Origin of the sequence: Prevotellamassilia timonensis (assembly GCF_900106785.1) — a bacterium.
In the GTDB taxonomy this organism is placed as follows: domain Bacteria; phylum Bacteroidota; class Bacteroidia; order Bacteroidales; family Bacteroidaceae; genus Alloprevotella; species Alloprevotella timonensis.
The window spans coordinates 1,190,799-1,215,765 of sequence record NZ_LT629845.1; the positions used below are offsets into that span (position 1 = coordinate 1,190,799).

At 48.5% G+C, this 24,967-nt stretch carries 20 protein-coding genes; 16 read left to right on the forward strand and 4 right to left on the reverse strand.

Annotated features, from left to right (window positions below):
- Window positions 1-123 precede the first annotated feature (123 nt).
- Both BQ5453_RS13485 and BQ5453_RS13490 read left to right on the forward strand, forming a co-directional pair.
- A complete protein-coding gene (locus BQ5453_RS13485) occupies window positions 124-501 on the forward strand; it encodes an ISAon1 family transposase N-terminal region protein (RefSeq protein ID WP_143033257.1) in 378 nt (125 codons plus the stop codon).
- A 34-nt stretch (window positions 502-535) separates the two neighbouring features.
- Window positions 536-1,579: a transposase gene (locus BQ5453_RS13490; protein ID WP_074027632.1), complete on the forward strand. Its 1,044-nt coding sequence runs from the start codon at window positions 536-538 to the stop codon at window positions 1,577-1,579.
- Window positions 1,580-1,591: 12 nt separating this feature from the next.
- Here BQ5453_RS13490 and BQ5453_RS13495 read toward each other — a convergent pair whose 3' ends face one another.
- Window positions 1,592-2,512, reverse strand: a complete 921-nt coding sequence (locus BQ5453_RS13495) for a helix-turn-helix transcriptional regulator (RefSeq protein WP_074027671.1) — start codon at window positions 2,510-2,512, stop codon at window positions 1,592-1,594.
- A gap of 917 nt (window positions 2,513-3,429) precedes the next feature.
- On the opposite strand from BQ5453_RS13495, the gene BQ5453_RS13500 reads away from it, so the two are divergent.
- The 5 genes from BQ5453_RS13500 (at window position 3,430) to BQ5453_RS13520 (ending at window position 11,095) form a co-directional block, all read left to right on the forward strand.
- The gene (locus BQ5453_RS13500; protein ID WP_071123574.1) at window positions 3,430-5,697 is read left to right on the forward strand and encodes a TerD family protein; all 2,268 of its coding nucleotides are present in this window, start codon (window positions 3,430-3,432) and stop codon (window positions 5,695-5,697) included.
- Window positions 5,698-6,073: 376 nt separating this feature from the next.
- A complete protein-coding gene (locus tag BQ5453_RS13505) occupies window positions 6,074-6,568 on the forward strand; it encodes an RNA polymerase sigma factor (RefSeq protein WP_074027672.1) in 495 nt (164 codons plus the stop codon).
- A complete protein-coding gene (locus BQ5453_RS14220; protein WP_143033420.1) occupies window positions 6,558-7,121 on the forward strand; it encodes a hypothetical protein in 564 nt (187 codons plus the stop codon). Before BQ5453_RS13505 ends, BQ5453_RS14220 begins: the two co-directional genes overlap by 11 nt.
- Complete coding sequence (locus BQ5453_RS13515; RefSeq protein WP_071123577.1) at window positions 7,118-8,062, forward strand: hypothetical protein; 945 nt, start codon at window positions 7,118-7,120, stop codon at window positions 8,060-8,062. Before BQ5453_RS14220 ends, BQ5453_RS13515 begins: the two co-directional genes overlap by 4 nt.
- 108 nt (window positions 8,063-8,170) lie before the next feature.
- The gene (locus tag BQ5453_RS13520; protein WP_083361248.1) at window positions 8,171-11,095 is read left to right on the forward strand and encodes an outer membrane beta-barrel protein; all 2,925 of its coding nucleotides are present in this window, start codon (window positions 8,171-8,173) and stop codon (window positions 11,093-11,095) included.
- Window positions 11,096-11,619: 524 nt separating this feature from the next.
- Here the strand turns inward: BQ5453_RS13520 and BQ5453_RS13525 are convergent.
- From BQ5453_RS13525 to BQ5453_RS14225, 3 genes are all read right to left on the reverse strand, one after another.
- Window positions 11,620-11,952: a helix-turn-helix domain-containing protein gene (locus tag BQ5453_RS13525; RefSeq protein ID WP_071123579.1), complete on the reverse strand. Its 333-nt coding sequence runs from the start codon at window positions 11,950-11,952 to the stop codon at window positions 11,620-11,622.
- A gap of 1 nt (window position 11,953) precedes the next feature.
- Window positions 11,954-12,301: a type II toxin-antitoxin system RelE/ParE family toxin gene (locus BQ5453_RS13530; protein ID WP_071123580.1), complete on the reverse strand. Its 348-nt coding sequence runs from the start codon at window positions 12,299-12,301 to the stop codon at window positions 11,954-11,956.
- Between the two features lie 66 nt (window positions 12,302-12,367).
- Window positions 12,368-12,550: a hypothetical protein gene (locus BQ5453_RS14225; RefSeq protein WP_235860102.1), complete on the reverse strand. Its 183-nt coding sequence runs from the start codon at window positions 12,548-12,550 to the stop codon at window positions 12,368-12,370.
- Between the two features lie 366 nt (window positions 12,551-12,916).
- Between BQ5453_RS14225 and BQ5453_RS13540 the strand changes: the two genes are divergently transcribed.
- The 9 genes from BQ5453_RS13540 to BQ5453_RS14230 all read left to right on the forward strand — a co-directional run bounded on the left by BQ5453_RS13540 (window position 12,917) and on the right by BQ5453_RS14230 (window position 24,867).
- Window positions 12,917-14,371 (forward strand): Na+/H+ antiporter NhaC family protein, encoded by a 1,455-nt coding sequence (locus BQ5453_RS13540; protein ID WP_071123685.1) that lies wholly within the window; start codon window positions 12,917-12,919, stop codon window positions 14,369-14,371.
- A 315-nt stretch (window positions 14,372-14,686) separates the two neighbouring features.
- Window positions 14,687-15,769 (forward strand): helix-turn-helix domain-containing protein, encoded by a 1,083-nt coding sequence (locus BQ5453_RS13545; protein WP_071123582.1) that lies wholly within the window; start codon window positions 14,687-14,689, stop codon window positions 15,767-15,769.
- 224 nt (window positions 15,770-15,993) lie between these two features.
- On the forward strand, window positions 15,994-17,079 hold the full coding sequence (locus BQ5453_RS13550) for a DUF3575 domain-containing protein (protein ID WP_071123686.1): 1,086 nt from the start codon (window positions 15,994-15,996) through the stop codon (window positions 17,077-17,079).
- A gap of 16 nt (window positions 17,080-17,095) precedes the next feature.
- Entirely contained in the window at window positions 17,096-17,983 is an 888-nt protein-coding gene (locus BQ5453_RS13555) for a hypothetical protein (RefSeq protein WP_071123583.1), read from the forward strand.
- A gap of 60 nt (window positions 17,984-18,043) precedes the next feature.
- Window positions 18,044-18,931: a fimbrillin family protein gene (locus BQ5453_RS13560; protein WP_071123584.1), complete on the forward strand. Its 888-nt coding sequence runs from the start codon at window positions 18,044-18,046 to the stop codon at window positions 18,929-18,931.
- 34 nt (window positions 18,932-18,965) lie between these two features.
- Window positions 18,966-20,759: a fimbrillin family protein gene (locus tag BQ5453_RS13565; protein WP_071123585.1), complete on the forward strand. Its 1,794-nt coding sequence runs from the start codon at window positions 18,966-18,968 to the stop codon at window positions 20,757-20,759.
- Between the two features lie 63 nt (window positions 20,760-20,822).
- Window positions 20,823-22,508 (forward strand): fimbrillin family protein, encoded by a 1,686-nt coding sequence (locus BQ5453_RS13570; protein WP_071123586.1) that lies wholly within the window; start codon window positions 20,823-20,825, stop codon window positions 22,506-22,508.
- Between the two features lie 560 nt (window positions 22,509-23,068).
- Window positions 23,069-24,241 (forward strand): RtcB family protein, encoded by a 1,173-nt coding sequence (locus tag BQ5453_RS13575; RefSeq protein WP_071123587.1) that lies wholly within the window; start codon window positions 23,069-23,071, stop codon window positions 24,239-24,241.
- A 371-nt stretch (window positions 24,242-24,612) separates the two neighbouring features.
- Window positions 24,613-24,867: a hypothetical protein gene (locus tag BQ5453_RS14230; RefSeq protein WP_143033422.1), complete on the forward strand. Its 255-nt coding sequence runs from the start codon at window positions 24,613-24,615 to the stop codon at window positions 24,865-24,867.
- The last annotated feature ends 100 nt before the right edge of the window (window positions 24,868-24,967 follow it).

Consider the following 24,967-nt stretch of genomic DNA (forward strand, 5'->3'; position numbering starts at 1 on the left):
GGCGCACCCGACAAACCCTGTGGAGGGCTGTGCAGATGCTAACCCAAAAACTGAGTTGCCAAACGATACATGATTGCCCAAAAGTAGTACCTTTGCACTATGAATCAGAATGGCAATAAAAATATGTATGAGGGCCTCGCCTCATATTTCCTCCCCGAAGGAGTTCTTAAATATTTCGAGGTGACAGACTTTGCAACACAGCGTACTCTGGACAAGGATGTTCTTTACACAACAGAGCTTCACATCTATCTGGATGAGCGCGACAATCGCACACCAGACATGAAGGATTCCGTGAGCAATGGTTTTGGGGAAGAATCATGTTTACTTGACTATCCAGCCCGAGACAAGAAGGCGGTACTTCACATACGAAGAAGGCGTTGGACAATGCCGGATGGCACAACAAGAAGTGTTGACCTTGACAAGGAGTTTGAACTGAAGCATAAGGGCACTCGATACGCGAAGGACTTCGCGCTTTTTTTAAAGAGGGCGAATGGACTCTGAGACGATAACCGCTCGTCAGATTGGTTATACGTACATGATTAACAGCTCCACGTTTGCCAAAAGATACAAGGACGCCCTGAGTAACTTCGAGACGTGGGAGCAGAAGGATCACGCATCCAAGTGGATTCTTATTCCGCAAAACGTAGGTAAGGAGCAAGGCATAGACGAGACCTCCCTCCAGGGCGAACTGTACACTATCGTTCACAACAAGGATGCCCATGGTCGCAAGGGTGCAATCATAGCAGTAGTCAAGGGAACGAATCCTGCTGACGTACTGAAGGTTCTCATGCAACTACCTGCAGATAAGCGTGAAATGGTTGAGAATATCACGATGGATCTCTCAGATTGCATGCGTGTCATAGCCCGAGAGGCATTCCCTAAAGCCACAGTCATACGTGACTGCTTCCATGTCGTAAAACGCGGTGGAGAGGGCTGCGAAGAGATACGCCTGCGCCTGAAACGAAAAGCCGTAAAGGAGGCGAACAGACAGAAGGCAGAGTTTCGCAAATACCTCGAAAATCTGGCAGCGCAGAGAAAGGCTTACCGCGAGCGAATGAGGAAAAGGCATGGGAAGAACTGGAAGAAGAGCAAGCGCGGAAGAAAGCCTATGAGGCTGAACACTCGCTTTGAACCCAAAAGGCTTGAAAATGGCGAGACTCTTGTAGAGGCACAGACACGATGTCGCAAGCAATTGTCCATGAGCCGAGAGAAGTGGAGCGCAACGCAGAAAAAGCGTGCGAAGATACTTTTCGCACTCTACCCAAAACTTGAAGAAGCATACAATCTGATCAACTCCCTTAGAGCCATATTCAGAAACAAGAAACTCACAAAGGAGACTGCCAAACAGAATTTCAAGGGGTGGTATGAGAAAGTGGCTTCCTGCACTCTGCGTGAAATCAAGTCCGTACGCGATACCATCAGATTCTATGAGGATGAAATCCTGAACTACTTTGACGGACGTAAGACTAACGCTTCAGCTGAATCGTTGAACTCAAAGATCAAATGCTTTCGTGCACAAGTAAAAGGAGTCATAGACATACCATTCTTCATGTATCGTTTAGCAACAGTTTTGGGTTAGCATCTGCACGGCCTACTCCACAGGGTTTGTCGGGTGCGCCGTTATCACACGAATGCTGAAAATGCAACTATGGTCGGCGGGATTGGTGCTGACAAGCTGCTGCGAGGGATGAATAGGTTTGGTCTTGATGTATTGGCTCTGCTCTGCGTTAGCCCAAAAGGAGATGGAAATAGGACGATTGCCAATGTTCTTGCTCACTCCTATCACGTCGTCGAAGAAATGCGAGGCATCAAACTGCGGATTCTCACGAAAAGGCACATCGCAGGGTTCTATGGATTGAATGCGATCAAGGGCAAGATTGTAGAGTACGAGATCCTTGGCTTTGGATCCGAAAAGGAACCAACGATTGCGAAACTCCTTGAGCAAGTAGGGAAAGAGCACATATTCAACAGGTTTGCGTGCCGAGAACGACTGATAACTAATACGTAGCGTTTGCTTATGAGCTATATAGTTGTATAACGGACTGAGCAAACGAAGTCCCCGAAGATTGGGTACACTATCGAAATGTATAATGGGCTTGCGACGCTTCTGCGTGATAGAGAGTTTGTCTTGCAAACGGCTCACCACATCGGATATTTCGACAAACTGATCAAAGTCCTCCAACTGTCGCAGCAGGTCTACAGCTTCTTGCATCACCTCGAAGTCACCTTGCGAAAGGGGCATGTTGGTAATGGAATATTCGGTGTCGGCATACCGATAATACTTATGGTCGTACACCTCAATAGGAGCATTATAGCCCAATTTATCGGAACGCATTATCTGTAAATCGTTCTGTACCGTACGCAAACTAACACCTTTGCTTATACCCTCGCAGTCGTAGAGCGCATCACTACAAGCCTCTACTAAATCGTCAATGGTCCATCGGCGATAGCGATTGCGAAGACAATTATCAATAGTTTTATAGCGTATTAAAGCATTTTTGTTGGCTGGCATAGCTTCAAGGTTTTGGTTATACAAGGACAAATGTAGCACAATCTGCGCAATGTTTCTGCGCAGACGAAAGAAAATGCGCTTTTTTCTTTAATTCTTATCACTTTTCTTTTATTACGCAAAAACATTGCGGAGCACACTTATTACTTTGCACTCGCAATCGGGACATGAGGAAACACTATTCCCTCTGCACATATATATAAAGGAGGATCAAGCCATATCATACTTCATTTACTAATAATACATAGTGACTCCCCGCTGATGGGGAAAATCATGATTAGCCATTTCCTCCTCTGTTACAATTAAAAGCAAGATGGTCCAAGGCTGACTTACTTCAACATCAGTTTGCTAAACTTGACCCTTTATAGTCTGCCAATTACCATTTTGTACTGCCGCGATAGCTCAGTTGGTAGAGCGATTGTTATTAAGGGCGGTTCTAAAAATTCTGTTTTTAGAGTTCTGCTATTCTGAAATGTGATTTGCACACTCTCAGAAGTGTCTTTTTGAAAGTTAGTTCGGTCACATAGCCCGCTATGCTCCCTCACAAACTTTCAAAAATACGCTTCTGATAGCGCACAAATCCCTATTTCAGAATTATTAGAACCGCCCTAAAAGTGTGATAGAATTTTCTCACTTAAAACAGGACCAACCATCACATACTCCTACAATGTGTCGCAGGTTCGATTCCTGCTCGCGGCACACTATTTTCAAAAGCACAAAGGTGGCTTAACATCTGATGAAGCACTTTATCCCGTGCCTTCGCCAACCAGCGGAAAACTCCTAAATGCCTTGAGAATACATCTTTTCAGAACAAATAAGTTGAACAGGTCTAAGAACGACATACTCCTGATTTTGAATTCAGCTTGAAGCTTGGAGCTGGAATGTACGTGTCGTTCCATTACCTTTTATATTTCATACAAATGAGAGACAAAAAACTGCTAAGAATTGCCTTGCGCTACCGGGCCATATACTTGGACATTGACCCTAAAGAAATAGATCTTGAAACAAAGCCAACCCCTGCCGTGTTGGCCTTCGTGGCCCGACTGAGGGAGAATGGCTTCAGCGTAAACGAAGATTTGCTTCATGCGCTATGCATGGTGAGCGCCACAGAATTGGCCGACATTACCGCCGTGATTGATGATGTGATGGGGGTGAAACTTAATTGGGCTACACTTGTCAAGGGTTGGAATGTGCCCACTGGCGAAACGCGGGCCGACCATTTAATAACATTCTTTGCCAACCTTATCGGCGGGGCAAAAGTTGGATTGGAAGGCTGCACGCTGCCCTGTGGTTGCTTCATTCCCGAAGGCACATTTCCCCTCGAACGATATACGGGCTGCCCTTTCTGCGGAACGCCTTTCACTACGGCTAACTTCGTATACAAAGGTCAAGCATCGAAACTGAAAGAACTCCGATTGTTTACCGAGGAAGATCTGAAACAAGTATACCAATCTCTTCTTGCCTCCCCCACTCCACTTGACGCTACGCAAAAGGATTCGTTCGAAAAGTTGATTGACATTTACGGACTGCCTGACAACGTAGAGATTAGTATGAAGGAAACAGCAATGCTTGCCGTGAAACACCTTGTGGCAAATGGTCAACAAGCCCAAGCTCAAGCTTTACTTAAAACTCCTACCGACATATTACGCTATTTGTGGTATGAAAAGACTGGGTATGTGCAAATTATTGAACCAAGGACATTGATAGCGCAAGCCCGCCGATTCTACTACCACATGTTTGGCCCTCTTAACCAGAGCGAATATGCTGGAAAGGAGATGAAGAAGAAACTCAAATTAAAATACGACCGCAAGCACTGCCAATGCGTGGCTTCGTGGATCAACAACCTTGCATTATCGCCCCAACAAGCCACAGAGAATATGAATGCCAAACGCGGAATGTGGGTGCGCATGATTCGCGCCTTGCGACTTGGAGAATATTCACGCAGGAAAGGTTATGAACATTTGGCTGATATCCTTGACGCATTCTATCGTCAGGAGCAGCCCACTTGGCTGGGTATTTTGCAGCAAGCGCGCAACAATCGTGATACGCAAACCGTGTTACAAATGCTCAAGCAACGCCCAGGACTGTTTGCCCGCAGCCTCTTTGCTACCATGCTGCGCTTTGGGTGTGAAGAGACGATGGAGGCCTTTGAGCAAGTGACCGACCAAATGCCTCCTCGTTTGCTCCTGTCACTGGGTAATGCCGCCGAAAAATACTTTGACCCTGATGCTACGCGCACAGTACACCCCATCACGGGCTACACAATCTCTATTTCTAAAAACAAATTGCTATCACTTTATAGCCCTGCCGACCTAAGGGCTATGGTGGCAAGGGTAAAGCAATGCTACATTCTATCCCTCAAACATAGCTTTGCAGCCCAAGCCACAAAGGCAAGAACCATCTATATTGCCCCCTCGCTGTTCGACATCCCCATTAGTGTAGGCGACAGGTCTGCCACGATACAGGACACATCGTGTGCACTCATGGGCACCCGTTTCCCCGTAGAGGGTGATGCCGTACGCTTGTTCTTGCAATGGGGAAAGGGCTTACACGCTCAACCCCTTGACATGGACATCAGCTGCCACATTGCTTTCGAAAATGGGAAAACCGAAGACTGTGCCTACTACCGTCTGAAAGCTACTGGAGCTAAACACGGAGGTGACATACGCGCTATTCCCGAGATGGTGGGCACTGCGGAGTATATAGAACTATCGCTACCCGAACTTGCTGAGGCTGGTGCCAAATACGTCACCTTCACAGCCAATGCTTATAGCTGTGGTGCACTTTCGCCCAACCTTGTGGTGGGCTGGATGGATTCGGCATACCCCATGAAGGTGTCTGAAAAAACGGGAGTGGCCTACGACCCATCGTGTGTGCAGCACATGGTACGTATCAGCGAGAGCAACCTTTCACGTGGTCTTGTGTTCGGAGTTCTTGATGTTGACGAGCGTGAAATTACGTGGCTTGAGATGCCATTCATCTCCCAAAACATTCAAGGCTGCGACTTCACTGCTGTTAATGCCTTGTTGCAGCGTTTGCGCAATAAACTGTCAATAGGTCAGCTACTCGAAATAAAGGCTGAAGCTCAGCATCTTTCACTTGCGCCTTCTCCTGATGAGGCTGATGAAGCCTACACCTACGAATGGGCGCTCAACCCAGCCGGAGTGAGTGCTCTGCTTAATATGTAAGGAGCTAACAGGTGAAATGTAAGACTTTGAAAAACAACACACATATATAGAGATGCGAAACGCGTCGTCCGCAAATAGCTTTGCGGGCGACGCGTCTTACATCTGCATTGTCTCTGATAGAGAGTACACAGTATTCTCGTTAGCTCTTGCAACGTATGTATTTATCTGTTCGCAAGGGGGGGGGAATTCTATCTGCACAGAGAGAATAATTTGCGTGCCCAAAAGAAAGACTGTATCTTCGCGCCGAAAAGGCGAAGCAAGAAAGCTATTCTCACGCAGCACTGGAGGGAGGAAAGAATTAAAAAAGAAATAATCACTATAAAAGTGGCACCCTCGCACTTAACTTTTTCCTCGCTGAGCAGTATATTAGGTAGATATGACACACGCAGAGTTTGAACATACAATTCCCCATCTTCGTCCACTCATGGTCAGAGTGGGACGCGACTTCTTTGGCAATGCAGAGGATGCCGAGGATGTGGCACAAGATAGTCTGATTCGATTGTGGACTTACTGCGAGAAGCTCAACGCTCAGCGCAACCTGGAGGCACTTGCAGTCATGGTGGCCAAGAACGTCTGCGTGGAACGCTATCACAAACTTGGGCAAATACCCACCTCGCCTCTAGAAGAATCGCTCGCACCATGCACCACTGAAGCCGATGCGCCACTTTTAGCCCAAGAGGCGATGCAACGTATCGACCATGCCATGCGCCAGCTCTCGCCTCGCGAACAGTCGCTTTTCAAAGCACGCCACATTGACGATAAGAGCGTGGACGAGATTGCAGCCGAAGCACATCTGCCCAAGCCCTCGGTAAAGAGCATGATATCCATGGCAAAAGCCAAACTTAAAAGACTGATTGACAATGAAAAATAAAAGAATTCTACTCAGCGACGAAGCGTTATACCAGCAGATGCTGAAAGAGCTTACACCTGGCGCACGCGAATATGATCGTTTGCTCGCGCAACATCGTCACGCCCAACGTCGTCGATGCTGGCCTGCCATCGCTCGTTATGCAGCGGCTTGCGTGGTATGCGTGATCTGTGGTACATGGGCTGCGTGGCATTTTACAAACAATATGTCTCAAGAGTCCACTACCGTCATGCATCTAAGTGTGACGAGGAAACTTTCCCCTGCAATAGTTCAAAAGGTTTCTTTGACTACTTCCGAAGCCCCGCAACTACTACCGCAAAAGGCGCCCTCGCCCCAGCACAAACAAACAGTAATTAAAGCAACTCCCCCGGAAGAGGCAAATGAGGTGTCCATCGTCAAGGAGCAACCGCTCGAAATGACTGCCTGCACTGACTCCATACCCTCCAACGAAAGACAACAAATTCAAGAACAAATAGAAAACGCCCTATTTGAGTTGCAACTCATTGATACCGTAATCAACTATGCATTAACTTATCAAGACATCAATACATTATGAAACGCATTCTCATCCTCCTCGCCCTTGCATGCGCATCAGCCATGCAACTTCGGGCACAGTTTTTCCACAAGGCGTACAAGGAGCTAAGTTCTGCCCCACAAGCCCAACTCATCAACACGGAAGAGATTCAAGGACACGACGACCTCGACTCCCTATGCTATTTACGCGCATATACATTCCGTATGCCTTATTCTAGCAAGAGCGATAAAAACAAAATCGACAAGCTGATAGAGCGCATCCAATCGCAGTTCGAAAGCGCTAGCAAGAATTTGAATTCCTACAGCTCCATAGCTCCACTAAACAATGGGTGTCAAATAAAATCGCGCCGCGTAGCCCACTTCTTCAAAAAAGACGAACAAGAGTTTATTATTGGCGGCCCGGGACGTTGCTACATGTCCATGCGATGTCAAGATACAGGTAATCCCTCGTATCGTACCGCCGAGGGCATGGAATGGTGGCTCTACAAAGAGGGAGGAAAAGAAGAAGTGAGATTCAAAGTATTCATCCTTCATGGTCTCATGGGAAAGAGCCTCAGCAACACACTCTCTATTAACTTTGCAAGTTCGTATACCGTGTTCGACACCAACATCAAAATACTCCAAAAACTCACCCACTGGTCCGACCTGTGGAAAGAGGCTCAAGAGTTGCTCTCTGTCAACATCAACAAGTACCTCATTAACACGCTGCAACTCAAGCTCGATGCCTCGCAATATGTCACTCTTTTCCACACTTTCAATGATGTGCCAGGCTATTATGCCTGCATTATTCGCAACCAGCGCGACAAGGAGTATATGCCCCTTTCCAAGCTAGCCAACATTTATCCTAAACTCAACGTGTTCTGCGTCACTTGGACAGAACACGGCGACGCCGAATGCCGAAAGAAAGCTGAAGAGACTTCCTCACCCTGTTACTTCATGCTTGAGGTCTATCTGGACGACTAGAGAGGAACTTCACGTTTATCTAATGATCTCATCCCATTAAGGGATTACGTATGCGAGTGTGCAGCTGCAATAAGGTTACACACTCGCTTTCTTAAAACGTTTTCTGCCATGTATAAAATACTCTTTATTTTGCTAATGTCTACATTTTTCTCAGTATCCTCCGCTCAGAATATAGTGTTGACGGGTGAAGTAATCAATCCAATTACCAACGAAGGACTACATGATGCCACCGTAAAGGTAATGAATGCAGCCAACGATAGCGTTTTGGCATCAACCAAGGCTAAGCTCAACATGATTGTGGAGGAAAGAAATGGAAACTCAACGGGATATCTCGACAAGAATAGTGGTGCCGTTTTTAATCTCAAAATCTCTTCAAATTTTCAAGACGTAGTGCTAATAGTTAGCGCATTGGGCTACGATAGCGTAAAGAAAAACATACATATAGATTCGGAAAAGAAACGCATCGATGTGGGAACGATTGATCTCCTTCCCGTTATGAAGGAGCGTAATCTTAACGAAGCTACGGTTACGGCGACGAAGATTAAAATGTATTATAAGGGGGATACGTTGGTGTATAATGCTGATGCCTTTAATATACTCAAGAATGAATCACTTCGCAAATTGGTGCAGCAACTACCTAATACCAAGATTGAAGAAGGTGTGATTTATGTCAACGGCAAAGCCATTGAGAGTTTGCTATTCAGTGGAAAAGACTTTTTCAATGGCAACATTGATGCTGCGCTTGACCGCCTGCCAGCCTACATTGTGAGCAAGGTAAAGGTATACGACAAACAAGGGGAACTGAGCGAACTGACGGGACGTGATATGCACGATAAGCAATATGTGATGGACGTGCATTTGAAGCGTGAATACCTTGGCACCTGGATGGCTAAACTCGAAGCTGACGTTGCTACCGAAAAGTTGTGGGGCGGACAAGGCTTCTTGATGCGTATGGATGACAGACAAATGCTTAGCATTGATGCAGACGTCAATAACTTCAATGAAGAACGTAAAATGATAGATATATGCAACATGGCTAATAGCTATCCAACGGGAAGACATAAAAATAAAGTAGCTAATATTGAGTATTATTTAGAACCTAATAGCACGTGGCGCTTTAGCAGTAACGCCTCCGTACAACAAAAAGAGCAAAAAACTCATTCATGGACGAACACCGAAACATTCCTTGCCCCCGATAACCTGATGGCGAAGAACAAAACCTTCGTTTCAGATAAAGAAACGCGCATTAACGCTTATGCCGCCCTTCGCGCCAGACAGACGAAGAAGTGGCAAAGCGAACTGAAGTTTGACTTTACTTTTGACAATATGCGCAATGCACAAGATGCCCTTACACTTGCCTTTTGGAAAAGGGGAGATCAGGATTGGCATACTTGGGAGGTGGATAGCATTTGGAATAATGTAACGCGCTTGTCGTCAGACGACATGCTTTACACGCTGCTCAATCCCACACTACAAAAGCAAAGAACGTTTACGTACAAGCCCGAGTGGAAAACATCATTGGTTTTAGGTGGCAATCCCTTTAATATAGACTTACTCGTAAATCACAACAATGTACAAAACGACTTGTACAATAATTATAAGTTAGACTATCTGAACACACAAGACAACGACCACCGTCGCATCTATAATAATCATACGGAGCACAATACGACGGTTGATGCCACGATAGATTATGGCTACAAGTACTTTAGAAACGATAAATATGATGGTGTGTTAACCCCTTACGTAGCCTTTAACCATACCTACGGCAACTTATCACACCCTTACTATCGTTTGGAACGTATGCAAGAGTGGTCTGATGCTTTAGATTGGACAAAAGGTTCGTTAGGTATATTGCCCGATGGCGAATGGCAAGCCATTTGTTTTGACAACGAGAACAGCTATTATAGCAAAGAAAAGAAGCAAACGGGTAGTGTCGGTATGCGTCTTTCGCACAAACTGACAGGACTAAGACGTGGCAATATTCAATTTGATGCCGACTTGGGTGCCGTGCTTCAATACAAGCATTTGGACTATCAGCGTAACGAGCAATCTTACGATATAGATCGCCATGCCTATTCATTCCGTCCCACGCTCACCATGGAATATCGGTCGAATGGAAAACACAAGTGGTCGCCCGAGCTTCGACTCAACTACACAGGCAAGCAGCAACTGCCCAACCTGCTCAACATGCTTCAGATTGAAGACTATGCCGACCCGCTCAACCTCTTCCGTGGTAATGCTTCACTTCAGGGCGAGTACGCTCATCGGTTAGCTTTACGCTATGGCATGAGTCAACGTAAGACTCGACACGATATGTATATTTCGTTACAGTACACGCGCACGCATAACAACATCGTTGCATCTTCTATCTACAATACAGAGAATGGTGGACGCATCTACGAAATGGTTAACACCAACCGCACGCATGAAGCCAATGGCGATGTAGGGTATAGTTTGCCTCTCGATAAGAATCAGAGATTCTATATCACCCTTTCGGTGCGCGGCAACTATCGTCAGAACGCAGATATGTCACAACTTAGTGCAGCAACCGAAAAGGGTGGCTTATTGCAGCAATACGGAGTAACCCCCAATGCAACACTTCGTGGAACAGTAGGCAATAAATTCCGCTTCTCAAGCAGATGGAATACAGCGTTTAGCACTATTAAGCAAAGTAGTATGGACACACACTATCGCGAAACGAGGTTGGCAGCCGACTTTAGTTGGGATTTGCCTTGGAAACTCCAATTGGCTTCAGACTTCTGCGCCAACATCTACAATGGCTTTGCTGATGCCTCTGTCAACAAGGCTCATTGTCAGTGGAACGCTTCTTTGGCACGCCGTTTCTTGTCAGACAAATTATCAGTTCGCTTAATAGCTCATGGCATACTTACACCCAAAGACAACATTTATTCAAGTATCAATGCCACAAGTCGTGTAGAATCTTACACAGACATTCTTCCGCGTTACTTCATGCTGAGCGTTGTCTATTCTTTGGATTGGACGCAAAAGAGTAAACGAAATACGAAATGATAAATAATTCAAGTTTCGGAATTAGCAAGTGCGGGCTGAATCATCGTGCAAGGCGAATGCAATCAAGCTTGCTTGAATTGCTGAGCCGCTGCCGATGATTCAGCCCGTTCAAGTTAAATCCGAAACTTGAGTTTTATTATCTCTCCATTTACAGTCTTCGCCCCACCCTGTTGTTATTCTGCTTCAAACCGTAGCATTGGCTCTCTTGCGTGTAGTGCGCTTGGCGGTGGGCTTTTTCGTGTGCTTGGTGTGGTGGTAGGAGCGGCAGAGGCGGGCTGCATGGGAGCAGGGGCAGAACCCTCGGGGGCGGTGGCGGGCGCCTTGCTTCGTGCAATCTCGTGACACAGCAGAAGCAAAACGCTTGCCACCGCCGCCATATCTACCCCCTCCCCATGTAGCCCACCTCTGCCGCTCCTACCACCACACCAAGCACACGAAAAAGCCGCCATGCGCACAGCAAGAGAACCAATGCGCACGGCGGCTGAAAAAAGATTGCCCGAAAGGGAGAACTTGAGGAGGGAGCGTTACCAAAGTGCAACCTTACCAGCTGCACCCAAATCGAGAGTTGCAGAGGAAACACCTAAAGCACGGAACACACGGCTTAGGGTTGGCAAAGTCATAATAGTATGCCCCTTCTCTAATCTTGAAATTTGTGCACGTTGCACTCCTATACGTTCACCCAGTTCTTCTTGTGTGAGTTTCTGGGCTTGTCTTGCTTTACGGATAGCTTCACCTAAGTAGTAAGCGTTTACTTCTTCCTTAAGCTGCTTCTCCATCGCATCACGTTCTTCTGTTCCTTTTTCTCCCCAAACATCATCAACGAGTTTTGAAAGAGGAGTTAAATGCATCTGTGCCATATCATTCTTCTTTTTTCTTCTTAAAATACTCTTTTCTAATCTCTTCTGCTTTTGCAATTTCTTTTGGAGGCGTTTTTTGCGTTTTCTTAACTATGCCATGTGTCGCAATTACAAGCGTTTCGGCTTCTGTGTCCCAAAAGGAGAAAAGCCTATAGCAGTTGCCACTGAAAATAGTACGGAATTCCCAAATATTGGAGTTTTCCAACTTCTTGAACAATTCATTATCTATAATGCCTTGTTCTATTTTCAAGTAGTTATATGCTATTTTCTTCTGCACTTTCAATGGCAATGATTGGATGAACTCTATAGCTTCATCCAACAAGACCACTTGCAGTTTGTTGTTGCTCATTTTGTAATGTATTTGTAGATGCAAAGATAGATAATTGTTTCTTTCGTAAGAAACAAAAGAGTCTTTTTATCTCACCCCACCCACCGAAAAATCCCCATAAAAATCATGCTGAGGGAACTTTTCACATCCGATATATAGCGTATCAAACGCATCTGTGCCATCGGTACGATGCTCCAACAAGTCCTCCTCAGATTCGGGATTCTTCTCCGTGGACTTGTTTTTGCGAAAGCCATTTCTTCCGCGTTCCACGCCAGCCGTTTGTACCGCAAGAATAAGGATACAATCTGCTTGCTTCTATCAAGAGAGTACTTGATTACGACACTATTGGTGGAATCTTTGAAGAAATGTATTTGGGAGTGCATGAGTTGACTGTTGTCGAAAAGATATGGGCAATCATAATAGAAGTCGTGGTAGTCGTAGCTGAAATAACCGGAGCATAATCTGAAGAGCACACTCTTACTTACCACGCAAGCCTAGCATCAGAATTAAAAGCACCACTCTATAAAGGAAATTCACAATTATTTATTACCTTCGCAAATGCTAAGACAAAACTTAACTGTATTTACTTAAACATTTCAACGGGCAATGTTGTATGACTGCCCCGACAATAAAACTATGAACACAAAAGCTCTACACCCCCACCCCTTGATTAGCCTGCTTCCGCTGGCTGTGTTGATTGCACTGATTGCTCTGGTACTCCGGATTTTTCCCGACGATGCGCTGAGCGGAGCCTCACAGGTGGCACTGATGGTGGCCTCGTCGGTGTGCGTGGCCCTGTCGATGCTGGTGTACAAAACAAAGTGGACCGTGTTTGAGGAGATGATTAAAAAAACTGTGGGCGACGCAGGCGTGTCGATACTCATTCTGCTGCTTATCGGCATGATGTCGGCCACATGGATGGTGAGCGGCGTGGTGCCCACCATGATTTACTATGGCGTGCAACTGATGTCGCCATGGCTCTTTCTGCCCTGCGCTTGCATTATTTCCTCGTTTATATCGGTCATCACAGGCACTTCGTGGACTACTATTGCCACCATCGGCATTGCCCTTATGGGCATTGGCGACGCCTTAGGCATTCCACAACCCTACACGGCGGGGGCCATCATATCGGGTGCTTACTTTGGCGACAAAATGTCGCCCATGAGCGACACCACCGTGTTGGCCTCATCAATGGCGGGCGCCGACTTGTTTAGCCACATTCGCTATATGCTCTACACCACTGTGCCAAGCATTGTCATATCCTTAGTGCTATACTTGGTAATCGGATTGTTCTACAACGGACAGAAGGTGGAGGTTAATCAGTACCTTACAGGACTGAACAATGGTTTCAACATATCGCTATGGACCATGGTCGTACCGCTCTTTACGGCCTTGCTTATTTATAAAAAGATGCCCTCGCTCATCACGCTGTTGCTCTCGTCATTGGCGGCATGCTTGTGCGCCATAGTGCTCCAGCCCGAAGCCTTGATGCACATTGCGGGCGAAAAGCAGGTCAATGCACTGAGCCTGTTTGAGGGGCTGATGCTCACATGCTATACCAAGACCAACATCGACACGGGATTTGAGGCCATCAACTCTCTGGTGGCCACACGGGGCATGGTGGGCATGCTCAGCACGGTGTGGCTCATTCTTTGTGCCATGTGCTTTGGTTCGTGCATGGTGGCGAGCGGCATGTTGAGGAGCATTACACACATCATACTGAAAGGCATCAAGGGCACGGCCTCGCTGGTGTGCTCCACTGTGGCATCGGGCGTGTTGCTCAACCTTGTGATGGGCGACCAGTTCCTGTCTATCATCATGAACGTGTCTATCTATCACGACGAGTATGCCGAACGTGGTTACCGCCCGGAGTTGCTCAGCCGTTCCACAGAGGACTCGGCCACGGTCACTTCCGTATTGGTGCCTTGGACAGCCTGCGGCATGACGCAGAGCACGGTGTTGGGCATTCCCACACTGGTGTATCTGCCTTTCTGTTTCTTCAATATTATCAGCCCTATCATGAGCTGCCTGGTAGCTATTTTGGGGTTCGTGCCCAAGCCTCAACCTAAGAAAACTGCTGAAGCGGCATAAACCGGACAATGCTAAGTAGGTGTTCAAAATTATTTTATACTCAGCCCAAGTTTCACACCCCTAAAAGACTTTCATTTTTTCTATCGAGAATGCTATACTATACATATCAGAATTAGCCTTGAACATTGAAAAAATGGTTCTTCATGTTTCGTGTCAGTCGTATCTTCGGTTAGGCTGTGCCACGAACATTTTCCACTGCGCTATTCTGTTTTTTATCCCAACTGGCTTATAATTCGGAAATTGTATCAAAATCAAATAAGCATAACAATGGAACCATCTATATACAGTTTTTCACTTTGTACCGCACTGCCGTTAATGTTATTCTTCGGCTTTTATTTTTTGTTTGCAAAGACTCCTGAAAAGGCAATTTTCAAGAATTATCTCCGCTCCCGACAGATTATGGGTATAGCTATGCTGCTGCTTTCGGCAAACTATATGGTACATTTCTTCTTTGGTATCCGATTCAAAAATGCGGATTCTGCCATATTGATGAACATGTCCACATACTTCCTGTGCTATTCTCTGTTCAGTTCGGCATTGATAATGTTGCTTGATCGTTTTTACATTACCAAACGGCGTGTGTGGACACATATCATTTTATGGATTATATTTTCAACTCTTTCCGGAGTTGTGTTGTTCCTGTTGTCAAGCGGAATCATGCAAAAAATCTCTTTATTTGCTTTAGCTGTCTGGTTAATCGTTTTTGGAGTCGTTTTAGCTCGCAGAGTCATAATTGCATATCGTAGAGCTATTCGAGTTTTCAATGAAACTCAGGCGGATGATATAGGCACATATATCGAATGGCTTTCCATATTCACTTATTGGGCTGTTATCTTCGGTGTCGGATGCGGATTGCTGACATTCCTGCCAGACGAATATGTTTTTATCTGGATTTTGTCGTCAATTCCGTTCTACTGTTATCTTTTCTACAGCTATCAGAACTACCTCCTGTTCTATGAACAGGTAGAAAATGCGTTTGAGCAGAATATACAATCTGAAGAAGAACTTCTGACAAATTCGGGAACTGCCCCCGAAATGGTTTCAGATGAGGAAGTTCCAGTGTCCTATACAGAATTTATAGAGAAGGTGGACAACTGGATAAAGACAGACGGATATGTCCAGCAGGGACTTACCATAAAAGAACTGTCCAAAATACTTTATACGAACCGTACCTATCTTTCCGCTTATATCAAGACTACGTATAAAATGACATTCCGCGAATGGATAACCAGTCTCCGGTTGGAGTATGCGAAAAACATGCTGAAGGAGCATCCGGAAATCAATATACAGAAGCTGGCTGAGTCTTCTGGTTTTCTTTCCCGCAGTAACTTTATCAAATTATTTTCCGAGAAGGAAGGATGTACGCCTGCCAAATGGAAAAAAGCAAATCGGGAATAATTTGTGTAGTAAAAAAACTTGAAAAAGGTCACAGAACCCCATTTTCTAAAAGTGCTCAAACGACAAAAAAGTGCTTATTCGACAATTCGAAAAGTGCTAATTCGCAAAAAGATGCTCATACGACAATTTTCATGAAATACTACAGAAAAAGTTCTTGTGATATTTCGGGCACAGGATGGCATTTATTACCTTTGGAGAAGACAAGATAATAAATGCAAGTAAATATGAGCAGAAAAATCACTTTTCTTACCCTGTTTCTGTGGCTGACGGCGGTAACTTTTCCAGTCATTGCGCAGCAGAATACAGACACGACCTACACTTTTCGTTTCGTCCCGCAGAAGGACATGTTCTACGTGCCTTGGAATGGCAATGACACGGAATTTGCCCGTCTGTTGGAATGTATCGAAAACAACAGAACCACAATTCTTGACGGCAAGCTGCCACTTTATGTTGACGGCTACTGTAATTCACTGGGCAGCAAAACAGAGAACCTTGCCACGGCGAAGATCCGTGCCAACCGTGTGAAATCCGAACTGATTACACGCGCGGAAATAATAGAGGAGAATTTTATTACCCGCAATCATGCGAATGAGGGTGATTTTGTTACCGTGCGTCTGACGGTACCGGTAAAGGAAACAGCCGTGAAGGATGCGGAAGCGGAAGCACGATGCAAGGCGGAAGCCGAGAAACGTGCCGAACAGGAACGGCTTGCCGAAGAGCAACGTAAAGCGGAAGAAGCCCGACTTGCCGCTGAAAAGGCAGAAGCCGAGAAAGCCGCTCTACAAAATACACTTGCCGGCACGCCGTCGGAAACTAAAATCACAAATGATTATCATCTCTCCCTGCGTGCCAACCTATTGCGCTGGGCTACCCTGACACCCGATTTAGGACTTGAATGGCGCATCTGTCCATCGTGGGGCATTGCCGTAAACGGCTCGTGGACTTCTTGGAGTTGGAATGACAAAGACCGCCGCTATGCACTCTGGGAAGTGGCTCCGGAAGTGCGTTACTATATGGGTGAGAAGAAAGCCTGGTATCTGGGCGCGATGTTCAAGGCCGGACAGTTCAACTACAAGCTCTCCGAAACAGGCAAGCAGGGCGACCTGATGGGTGGCGGCATCACCACCGGCTATCAGCTACGGCTGAACAAGGCACTGGCTCTTGATTTCAACCTCGGCTTGGGCTACCTGAATGCCGATTTCGAAAAATATGAAGTCATCGATGGTGTGCGCGTGCGCTGTGGCAACGAGACAAAAAATTGGTGTGGCCCCATCAACGCCGGTGTGACATTGGTATGGAAGTTATTCTAATACGGAGGAATAGAGTATGAAAGCAAGACAATATATATATATGATGGGAATGGCAGCCGCCGTGCTGCTCTCTTCCTGCGTGAAGGACACGCTTTATGACACACCGCATCCCGACTACGGGAAAATTACAGTGCCAGCCGACTGGTCGGCCCGAGGTGAGGGTATCAACATACCTGCCACGTGGACGGTCACCATGGGCGACTATACGGGTACGGAGACTTCCGCCACCCATGCCCCCGACCATATGTTTGCTCCAGGCAGCTACGCCCTTGCGGTGTGGAACCCAGCTGAAGGAATCACGGTAAATGGTACCACCGCCACCATTGCCGCAGCCACGGGAAACCGGGCAGGCACGGATGCCTTTGTGAACAATGCCCCTGGATGGTTCTTCACCTATACGAAACAGGTGAGCATCGAGAAAGACAAGGACTATCCGCTGACAGCCGCAATGAAGCAGCAGGTACGCGAACTGACGCTTGTCGTCAAACCGACGGGTGATGCCGCCGGACGCATCACGGAGATTGTTGCCCATCTGACGGGTGCAGCCAGAACACTCGATTTCGCTACCGATACCTACGGAGCCGCTTCAAACGTCGTGCTGCCCTTCACCAAGATAACCGAAGGTGACGATGCCGGCAAGTGGAAAGCCACGGTGCGGCTGCTGGGTGTGACCGGCACGGAACAACTGCTGATGGGTGGAATCCGCTATGCTGACGGCAACCCGACCCCCACCACGCTGAAAAGCGACCTCACAGAAGCTCTCAAGGAGTTCAACACCAGAAAGGGCAAATCGCTGACCCTCGGCGGAACGCTGGTTGAGACACCCGAAGGCATGGAAGTGGACGAAGCCGAAATCAACGGCTGGGAAGAAGTGAAAGGTGATGATGTAAATGCCGATTTGTAAATAATTGCTGAGGTGCAGCAATTATTGAAATGGAATTTAACCAATAAAATGACAGATATAATGAAGACAAGATTTTTTGCACTTGCAGCGCTCGCTCTCGCACTGGTAGCCTGCAACAACGACAACGAGAACCTGAACGGTGACCCCGTGGCCGCCCAGTTTACCGCCAACATCGCCCCCGCCACCCGCGCCAGCGGAACCACCTGGACTGGCGGCGACCGTATCGGCATCACCGACATCGGCAACGATTCCCAGTACGGCAACGTGCCTTTCATCCTGAAGAACGGAAAATTTGAGGCAGAAGGAAAGGTCATCTATATCGAAGATGCAAAGACCCATACTTTCCGCGCCTACTATCCGTACAACGCGGCGGGAGGCATCCTCACAGCCACGACCGATGCCACGGCGCAGCAGAACCAGCCTGCCATCGACTTCCTCTTTGCTTCAGGAGCCACGGGAGACAAAAGCAACCCGGTAGTAAGCTTCACCGACAAAACCGCCAAAGGCGGTGAAGACAACTCCTTCCACCACCGCATGAGCCAGATAACCCTTACCTTCGAGGCGGGCGACGGCGTGAATTTCAGCGTGGTCAAGCCTGAACGTTACACGCTGGACGGATTGTTACTCACCGGTACGTTCAACACGGCCGACGGTATTGCCACCGCAGACAACGGACTACAGACCGGAGAACTGACCATGAATCTGGCAGACGGCAATCTCACTTCATCGATCATCCTCTTCCCGCAGACAGTTGCATCCCTGCCGTTGGTTGTGAATTACAAAGGTCAGGAATATCATGCCACACTCACCATGCCCGAAGGCGCACTGCAGGCGGGCAACAACTATACCTATACCGTCAAGGTACGCAACAAAGTCCTTGAAGTCAGCGAAGCCACCATTGCAAAGTGGAACGATATAGACGGTGGAGATGTGGGTGCTGACCTGTAAGATGTTAATAATTAATCGATTAGAATGAAGAATTATGAGACATAGATTATTTATCCCCGCAGCCACCGCACTGCTGTTCGCCCTCGCCGCCTGCACGCAGGACGAACTTGCTGGCGATAACCGTCTGCCCGAAGGTGAATACCCCGTCGTCATCCGTGCCACCGGATTGTCCGTAGAAGCAACGCCGCTGGCAGCCCCTTCCACCCGTGCCTCTGTGGACGGCGACTGGCAGGGCGTCACTTCCGTGGCACTCAAGATGGGCGATGCGGTAAAGGAATACACCGTAACGGCTTCTACCGATTTCAAGAGTGCCACGCTTTCATGCGAGAACGACCCGTACTACTGGACCAGCCGCGACCCGATTACCGTATCGGCATGGTGCCCCTTCGACAAGGCCGACATCACACAGATGCCTGCCGTGAAGGTGGCAGAAGACCAAAGCAAACTGGCTGACTTCCAGAACAGCGACTTCATCTCTGCTGAGAACCGGAAGGTGGAATTTAACAACCCGACTCTTGAATTTACCCACTGCACGGCACGCGTGACAATCGAACTGAAGCCCGGCACGGGATTCACGAGCGTCGCTGGTGCCACGGTGAGCCTCGTGAGCCTGTCCGCCGATAACGGCAACCCGACCGCCATCAAGACCTACAATGCAAGCGGCAACACCTACGAGGCACTGACCGCCCCGCAGACCGTTGCGGCAGGCAAGCCGTTCGTCAAGGTGGAACTCGGCGGCGGCACCTTCTACTTCCGTCCGCAGAACAACGTCGTATTAGAAGCGGGCAGCCGCTATAAATATACCGTTAAGGTGAACGCCACCGGCCTGACGTTAGAGGGTTGCACCATCGGCAGCTGGGCTGACGGCGGCGGCGAGAGCGGCGCAGCCGAGGATTTGGGCTACATCTACGACAGCAATACCAAGACCTACACGGTCTATAACGCCAACGGCCTGATGAATATAGCCGAATTAGTGAACGGAGGTAAGAGCGACATTAACATTACCCTCGACACTGACATTGACCTCACAGGCAAAGACTGGACACCGATAGGCACAGACTACGACAACTCATACAAAGGCACCTTCGACGGTGGCGGCCATACCATTACGGGGCTGACCTTTACGACAAATGACGAATATGCGGGTCTGTTCGGCTGGCTCAATAGAGCTGGTACGGTGAAGAACGTGGTGATGGAGGGCGTACAGATAACAAGCAATCAAATATATGGCGGCAGTATTGGCGGCGTGGTAGGATATAGCTGGGGCACCATTGAAAACTGCTCGGTGTCGGGCAGCGTCAGCGGCACGGTGTATGTCGGCGGTGTGGTGGGTGCTCAAATAGGCGGTTCCATCACCGGATGCAGTTCCTCTGCCACAGTGAAGGGAACGGTCGATGTCGGCGGCGTGGCAGGTCAGACGAATTCGAGTGCCACCCTGACCGCTTGCTATGCCACGGGCAACGTGACCATAGAAATAAACCCCGCAAAGAATATCGCTGGCGGCAGTCTGGTGGGAATGAACGCAGGAAGCAGCCTCCTTGCCTGCTATGCCACGGGCAACGTAACCAGTACGGGTAGTAGCACTGGCAAAGTACATATCGGCGGCTTTTTGGGAAATAACTACACCACCGTGACCGCCGGCTATTGGAAGAACAATCATGAACAAGGCATCGGCTACAATAGGGAAAGCACCGGAGCCACGAAGGTGGACGGCTCTGTCGTTACTTGGCAGAAAGCCGTCGATGCCATGAACACCGCCTTGCAGAACGCAGGCTCAAGGTGGCGTTACGAACTTAAAGGAGCATTGCCTACCTTGATGAAGCAGTAAACCGTTGGGCGGAAAAGTTCTGCCCGCAACGGAAACAACCAGAGTAATAAAATAACAGATATTATGAGGATAAGATTTTTTGCACTTGCAGCGCTCGCCCTCTCACTCGCCGCCTGCACGCAGGACGAAGCGGGCTTCCTACCGGAAGGGGCGGAAGGCACCCCCATCGTCTTCACCGCCACGGGGCTGAATCCCGCCGCGACAGCCATCGCCGGCACCCGTGCCCCCGCGGATGGCAATTGGACGGGTGTGCAGAGCGTGGCAGTCATGATGGACGGCACGGTGAAGACGTACAACGTGACGCCCTCCACCGCCGACCCCACCAGCGCCACGCTGACCTCCACCGACCCGTACTACTGGACCAACCACAACAACATCACCGTCACTGCGTGGTGGCCCTACACCGCTGGCGAGACAATTCCACCTGCGGTAAAGGTAAAATCCAACCAAAGTACCCAGAAAGACTTTGAGGGCAGCGACCTCATCGTAGCCGACGGGCAGACGGTGACCTACGGTAGCCCCACGCTTCGCTTCACCCACCGCACGGCGCGAGTGACCATCGTTCTGACGGACTACACCGAGGGGCTGGCATCCGTGCGACTGACGAGCCTCTCCACCGAAGGCGACAACCCTGCCGAAATCACCCCGTATGACAAGGGCAGCAACACCTACACCGCCATCGTAGCCCCGCAAAGTGTGGCAGCTGGCACGGCATTCATTACCTGCACCTTCACTAACGGCAAGACCTTCGTTTATAAGATGAAGAATGCTACCGACTGGCAGGCGGGCGGTGAATATACCTACACCGTCTCCCTCGCTGCGGCAAAAGACCTGGGCTATACCATAGAGAGCAACGGCACCTACACCGTGACCTCCGCCGATGGCCTGATGAATGTAGCCGAATTAGTGAACGGAGGTAAGAGCGACATTAACATTACCCTCGACACAGACATTGACCTCACAGGCAAAGACTGGATGCCTATAGGCACAAGTTTCAGCAACAAATACACCGGCACCTTCGACGGTGGCGGTCATACCATCAAGGGGCTGACCGTTACGACAAATGACCAATTTGTGGGTCTGTTCGGCTCTATCGGTTATGCCGGTACGGTGAAGAACGTGATGATGGAGGACGTACAGATAACAAGCAATCGCAGTTCGGGCTTTGCCGGCGGTGTGGCAGGATATAGCGATGGCACCATTGAAAACTGCTCGGTGTCGGGCAGCGTCAGCGGCACGGTGTACGTCGGCGGTGTAGTGGGTGCTCAATGGAACGGTTCCATCACCGGATGCAGCTCCTCTGCCACAGTGAAGGGAACGGTCTATGTCGGCGGCGTGGCAGGTCAGACGAATGGGGGTGCCACCCTGACCGCTTGCTATGCCACGGGCAACGTGATCATAGAAATAGCCCCCAAAAAGAATATCTCTGGCGGCGGTCTGGTGGGAATGAACGGAGGAAAAGGCGTTCGTGCCTGCTATGCCACGGGCAACGTAACCAGTACGGGTAGTAGCACTGGCAATGTACATATCTTCGGCTTGTTGGGAGATAACTACACCACCGTGACCGCCTGCTACTGGAAGAACAATCAGGAACGAGGCTATAAGACCGCCCCCGAATCTACGAAGGTAGACGGCACTTACGTTACCTGGCAGAAAGCCGTTGATGCCATGAACCGCGCCTTGCAGAACGCAGGCTCAGAGTGGCGTTACGAACTTAAAGGAGCATTGCCTACCTTGAGGAAGCAGTAAGCCGTTGCGGGCGGAAAAGTTCCGCCCGCAACGAACATTAACCGAAGTATAACCCCAATAAAAAAGGAGGACGTGATGGAACACACGGAGAATCCACCAATGAGAGTGGTTGTATCTGCAATTTTTTGTCAGGCACAAACTAAATTCGTACATTCCCTTAAATTCGCAGCATAATTACTTGTTAGGGTGTCCAGTTCTACGTTCTCGTTTTAGATATCGATTTAACTGGACACCCTAATTATTTCTATTGTCGTTAAATAAATACTGCAATCCGGTAAAGCTGCGCAATATATCTGCGCAGATGGGTCAAAATGCGTCTTTTTCCGTTGTTTTTTATCACTTTTTGTTTGCTACGCAGAAACATTGCGGAGCACCTTCATTACTTTGCACTCGCAATCGGGAAACGCCCGGTTGCACCGCTGAGCTATACGCACCACCTTAATTAACCTACTGAGCGGCCAAAGTCTTTCTGGGGAGTGATACCTCACAGAACTATAGTCCTTATAGAGAGAAACACCCAGACGCATGAACTGCGGCCGCTCATAAATAATCAAAACTTTATGCAAGTAAAAATGATTAACGACCGGCCCGTAAAGATATGGGCCGATGAGGTGGAAGATTCGGCAATGGAACAGATTGCAAACCTTACCACGCTCCCCTTTCTGTATCACCATCTGGCCATCATGCCTGATGTGCATACTGGCAAAGGCATGCCCATTGGCGGGGTGCTGGCTTGTGTGAACGCTGTTATACCCAACGCCGTGGGGGTGGACATTGGCTGCGGCATGTGTGCCGTAAAAACTAATTGGCACGTGGCCGACATCTCAACCGAAGTATTGCGCAAGCGCATTATGCGTGGCATACGCAAGCGCATACCATTGGGCAAGAACCATCACAAATTGGCGCAGGACGAAAGTCTGCTTCCACAAGGGCACGACATCGACAAGCTCGAGATAGTAAAACGCCGCCAAGTAGCCATACTGAAGGAGATTGGCACGCTTGGCGGAGGCAACCACTTCATCGAACTGCAAAAGGACGAGGAGGGCCTGCTATGGATAATGATTCACTCGGGCTCGCGCAACCTGGGCAAGCAGGTGGGCGACTACTACAACCAAAAGGCCGCCAAGCTCAACAAGCTATGGTACTCTCAAGTGTCGCCCAACATTGGACTGCCCTTCTTGCCTGTGCGCACGCCTGAATTTACCAACTATTGGGCCGAGATGCAATACTGCATCGATTTTGCCCTGTGTAACCGCCGCGTGATGATGACGCGCATCGAAGAGGTGCTGGCCGACGCCTTGCCCAACATAACCTTCGAACCAATGATTAACATTGCACACAACTATGCAGCCTGGGAGAACCACTTCGGCCACGACGTGATTGTGCACCGCAAGGGCGCCACCTTGGCCCGCAAGGGTACAACGGGCATTATTCCCGGGTCGCAAGGCACTGCTTCGTACATTGTAGAGGGGTTGGGCAACCCCGACTCTTTCTGTTCGTGCTCACACGGCGCCGGTCGTCTGATGTCGAGAACGGCAGCAATCAACAACCTCAACCTGAACGAGGAGGTGGCGCACTTGGAATCGCTTGGCATTGTACATGCCATTCGTTGCCAGGACGACATGCAAGAGGCTTCGGGTGCGTACAAGGACATTGAGACAGTCATTCACAATGAAGCCGACCTCGTAAAAGTCAAGACGCGTTTGCTGCCCGTGGCGGTAATTAAGGGATAGCCCCCACCCCGCGAATGAAGGGATTTTAGCACGACAGTCCCCTTCCTCATTGTCTGGAAAATCTTTTTTTTGAGTTTTGTCTGCACTCTACACTTTTTGTATGCACTGCACTGATTTTCAGAGCTTTGCACAGTGTAGACAAGTCTGAATTTTGTATACACTGCCGTCTGCACGCGTTGCAGACGGCAGTGCTCTTTTTATGGCATAGCAGACGTGCTTGTCGAGCATAGGGAGGGCGAATTATCAGTTGCTCCGAAAAGTTTCTCGCTCGCCCTATGCCGTTAAAACTTACCGGCACTGCGCGCACCACGCTCACACGTGTATGGTTGTGCAACAGTGTAGGCTGTGCAGATGGCAGTGCAGACAAAAAAATGGGTTATATACACTCGCAACTACTTGAAAATCAACGCAGTGCAGACAGAAGTGTAGATAGTGCAGACAAATGTGTAGATAGAAGTGCAGGCAGTGCAAGCAAAAGTGCAGGTAGTGCAGGTAAAAGTGCAGGTAGTGCAGGTAAAAGTGTAGGTAGTGCAGGTAAAAGTGCAGACAGTGTAGGTAAAAGTGCAGGCAGTGTAGGTAAAAGTGTAGGTAGAATTCGGGGTTATATACACTGCGTAAATGCTTGAAAGTCAGAGCAGTGCAGACAAAAAGTGCAGAGTGCAGACAATTTACACAAAAAGTGCCGTGGGAGATACGGCATGTGCATGTCACGGGGGCTTCAGCATT

What these genes read in the sequence shown, in the direction of transcription:
- BQ5453_RS13485 (WP_143033257.1), top strand. Translation starts at nt 124, where the DNA reads ATGTATGAGGGCCTCGCCTCATATTTCCTCCCCGAAGGAGTTCTTAAA.
- BQ5453_RS13490 (WP_074027632.1), top strand. Translation starts at nt 536, where the DNA reads ATGATTAACAGCTCCACGTTTGCCAAAAGATACAAGGACGCCCTGAGT.
- BQ5453_RS13495 (WP_074027671.1), bottom strand. Translation starts at nt 2,512, where the DNA reads ATGCCAGCCAACAAAAATGCTTTAATACGCTATAAAACTATTGATAAT.
- BQ5453_RS13500 (WP_071123574.1), top strand. Translation starts at nt 3,430, where the DNA reads ATGAGAGACAAAAAACTGCTAAGAATTGCCTTGCGCTACCGGGCCATA.
- BQ5453_RS13505 (WP_074027672.1), top strand. Translation starts at nt 6,074, where the DNA reads ATGACACACGCAGAGTTTGAACATACAATTCCCCATCTTCGTCCACTC.
- BQ5453_RS14220 (WP_143033420.1), top strand. Translation starts at nt 6,558, where the DNA reads ATGAAAAATAAAAGAATTCTACTCAGCGACGAAGCGTTATACCAGCAG.
- BQ5453_RS13515 (WP_071123577.1), top strand. Translation starts at nt 7,118, where the DNA reads ATGAAACGCATTCTCATCCTCCTCGCCCTTGCATGCGCATCAGCCATG.
- BQ5453_RS13520 (WP_083361248.1), top strand. Translation starts at nt 8,171, where the DNA reads ATGTATAAAATACTCTTTATTTTGCTAATGTCTACATTTTTCTCAGTA.
- BQ5453_RS13525 (WP_071123579.1), bottom strand. Translation starts at nt 11,952, where the DNA reads ATGGCACAGATGCATTTAACTCCTCTTTCAAAACTCGTTGATGATGTT.
- BQ5453_RS13530 (WP_071123580.1), bottom strand. Translation starts at nt 12,301, where the DNA reads ATGAGCAACAACAAACTGCAAGTGGTCTTGTTGGATGAAGCTATAGAG.
- BQ5453_RS13540 (WP_071123685.1), top strand. Translation starts at nt 12,917, where the DNA reads ATGAACACAAAAGCTCTACACCCCCACCCCTTGATTAGCCTGCTTCCG.
- BQ5453_RS13545 (WP_071123582.1), top strand. Translation starts at nt 14,687, where the DNA reads ATGTTATTCTTCGGCTTTTATTTTTTGTTTGCAAAGACTCCTGAAAAG.
- BQ5453_RS13550 (WP_071123686.1), top strand. Translation starts at nt 15,994, where the DNA reads ATGAGCAGAAAAATCACTTTTCTTACCCTGTTTCTGTGGCTGACGGCG.
- BQ5453_RS13555 (WP_071123583.1), top strand. Translation starts at nt 17,096, where the DNA reads ATGAAAGCAAGACAATATATATATATGATGGGAATGGCAGCCGCCGTG.
- BQ5453_RS13560 (WP_071123584.1), top strand. Translation starts at nt 18,044, where the DNA reads ATGAAGACAAGATTTTTTGCACTTGCAGCGCTCGCTCTCGCACTGGTA.
- BQ5453_RS13565 (WP_071123585.1), top strand. Translation starts at nt 18,966, where the DNA reads ATGAGACATAGATTATTTATCCCCGCAGCCACCGCACTGCTGTTCGCC.
- BQ5453_RS13570 (WP_071123586.1), top strand. Translation starts at nt 20,823, where the DNA reads ATGAGGATAAGATTTTTTGCACTTGCAGCGCTCGCCCTCTCACTCGCC.
- BQ5453_RS13575 (WP_071123587.1), top strand. Translation starts at nt 23,069, where the DNA reads ATGCAAGTAAAAATGATTAACGACCGGCCCGTAAAGATATGGGCCGAT.
- BQ5453_RS14230 (WP_143033422.1), top strand. Translation starts at nt 24,613, where the DNA reads ATGGGTTATATACACTCGCAACTACTTGAAAATCAACGCAGTGCAGAC.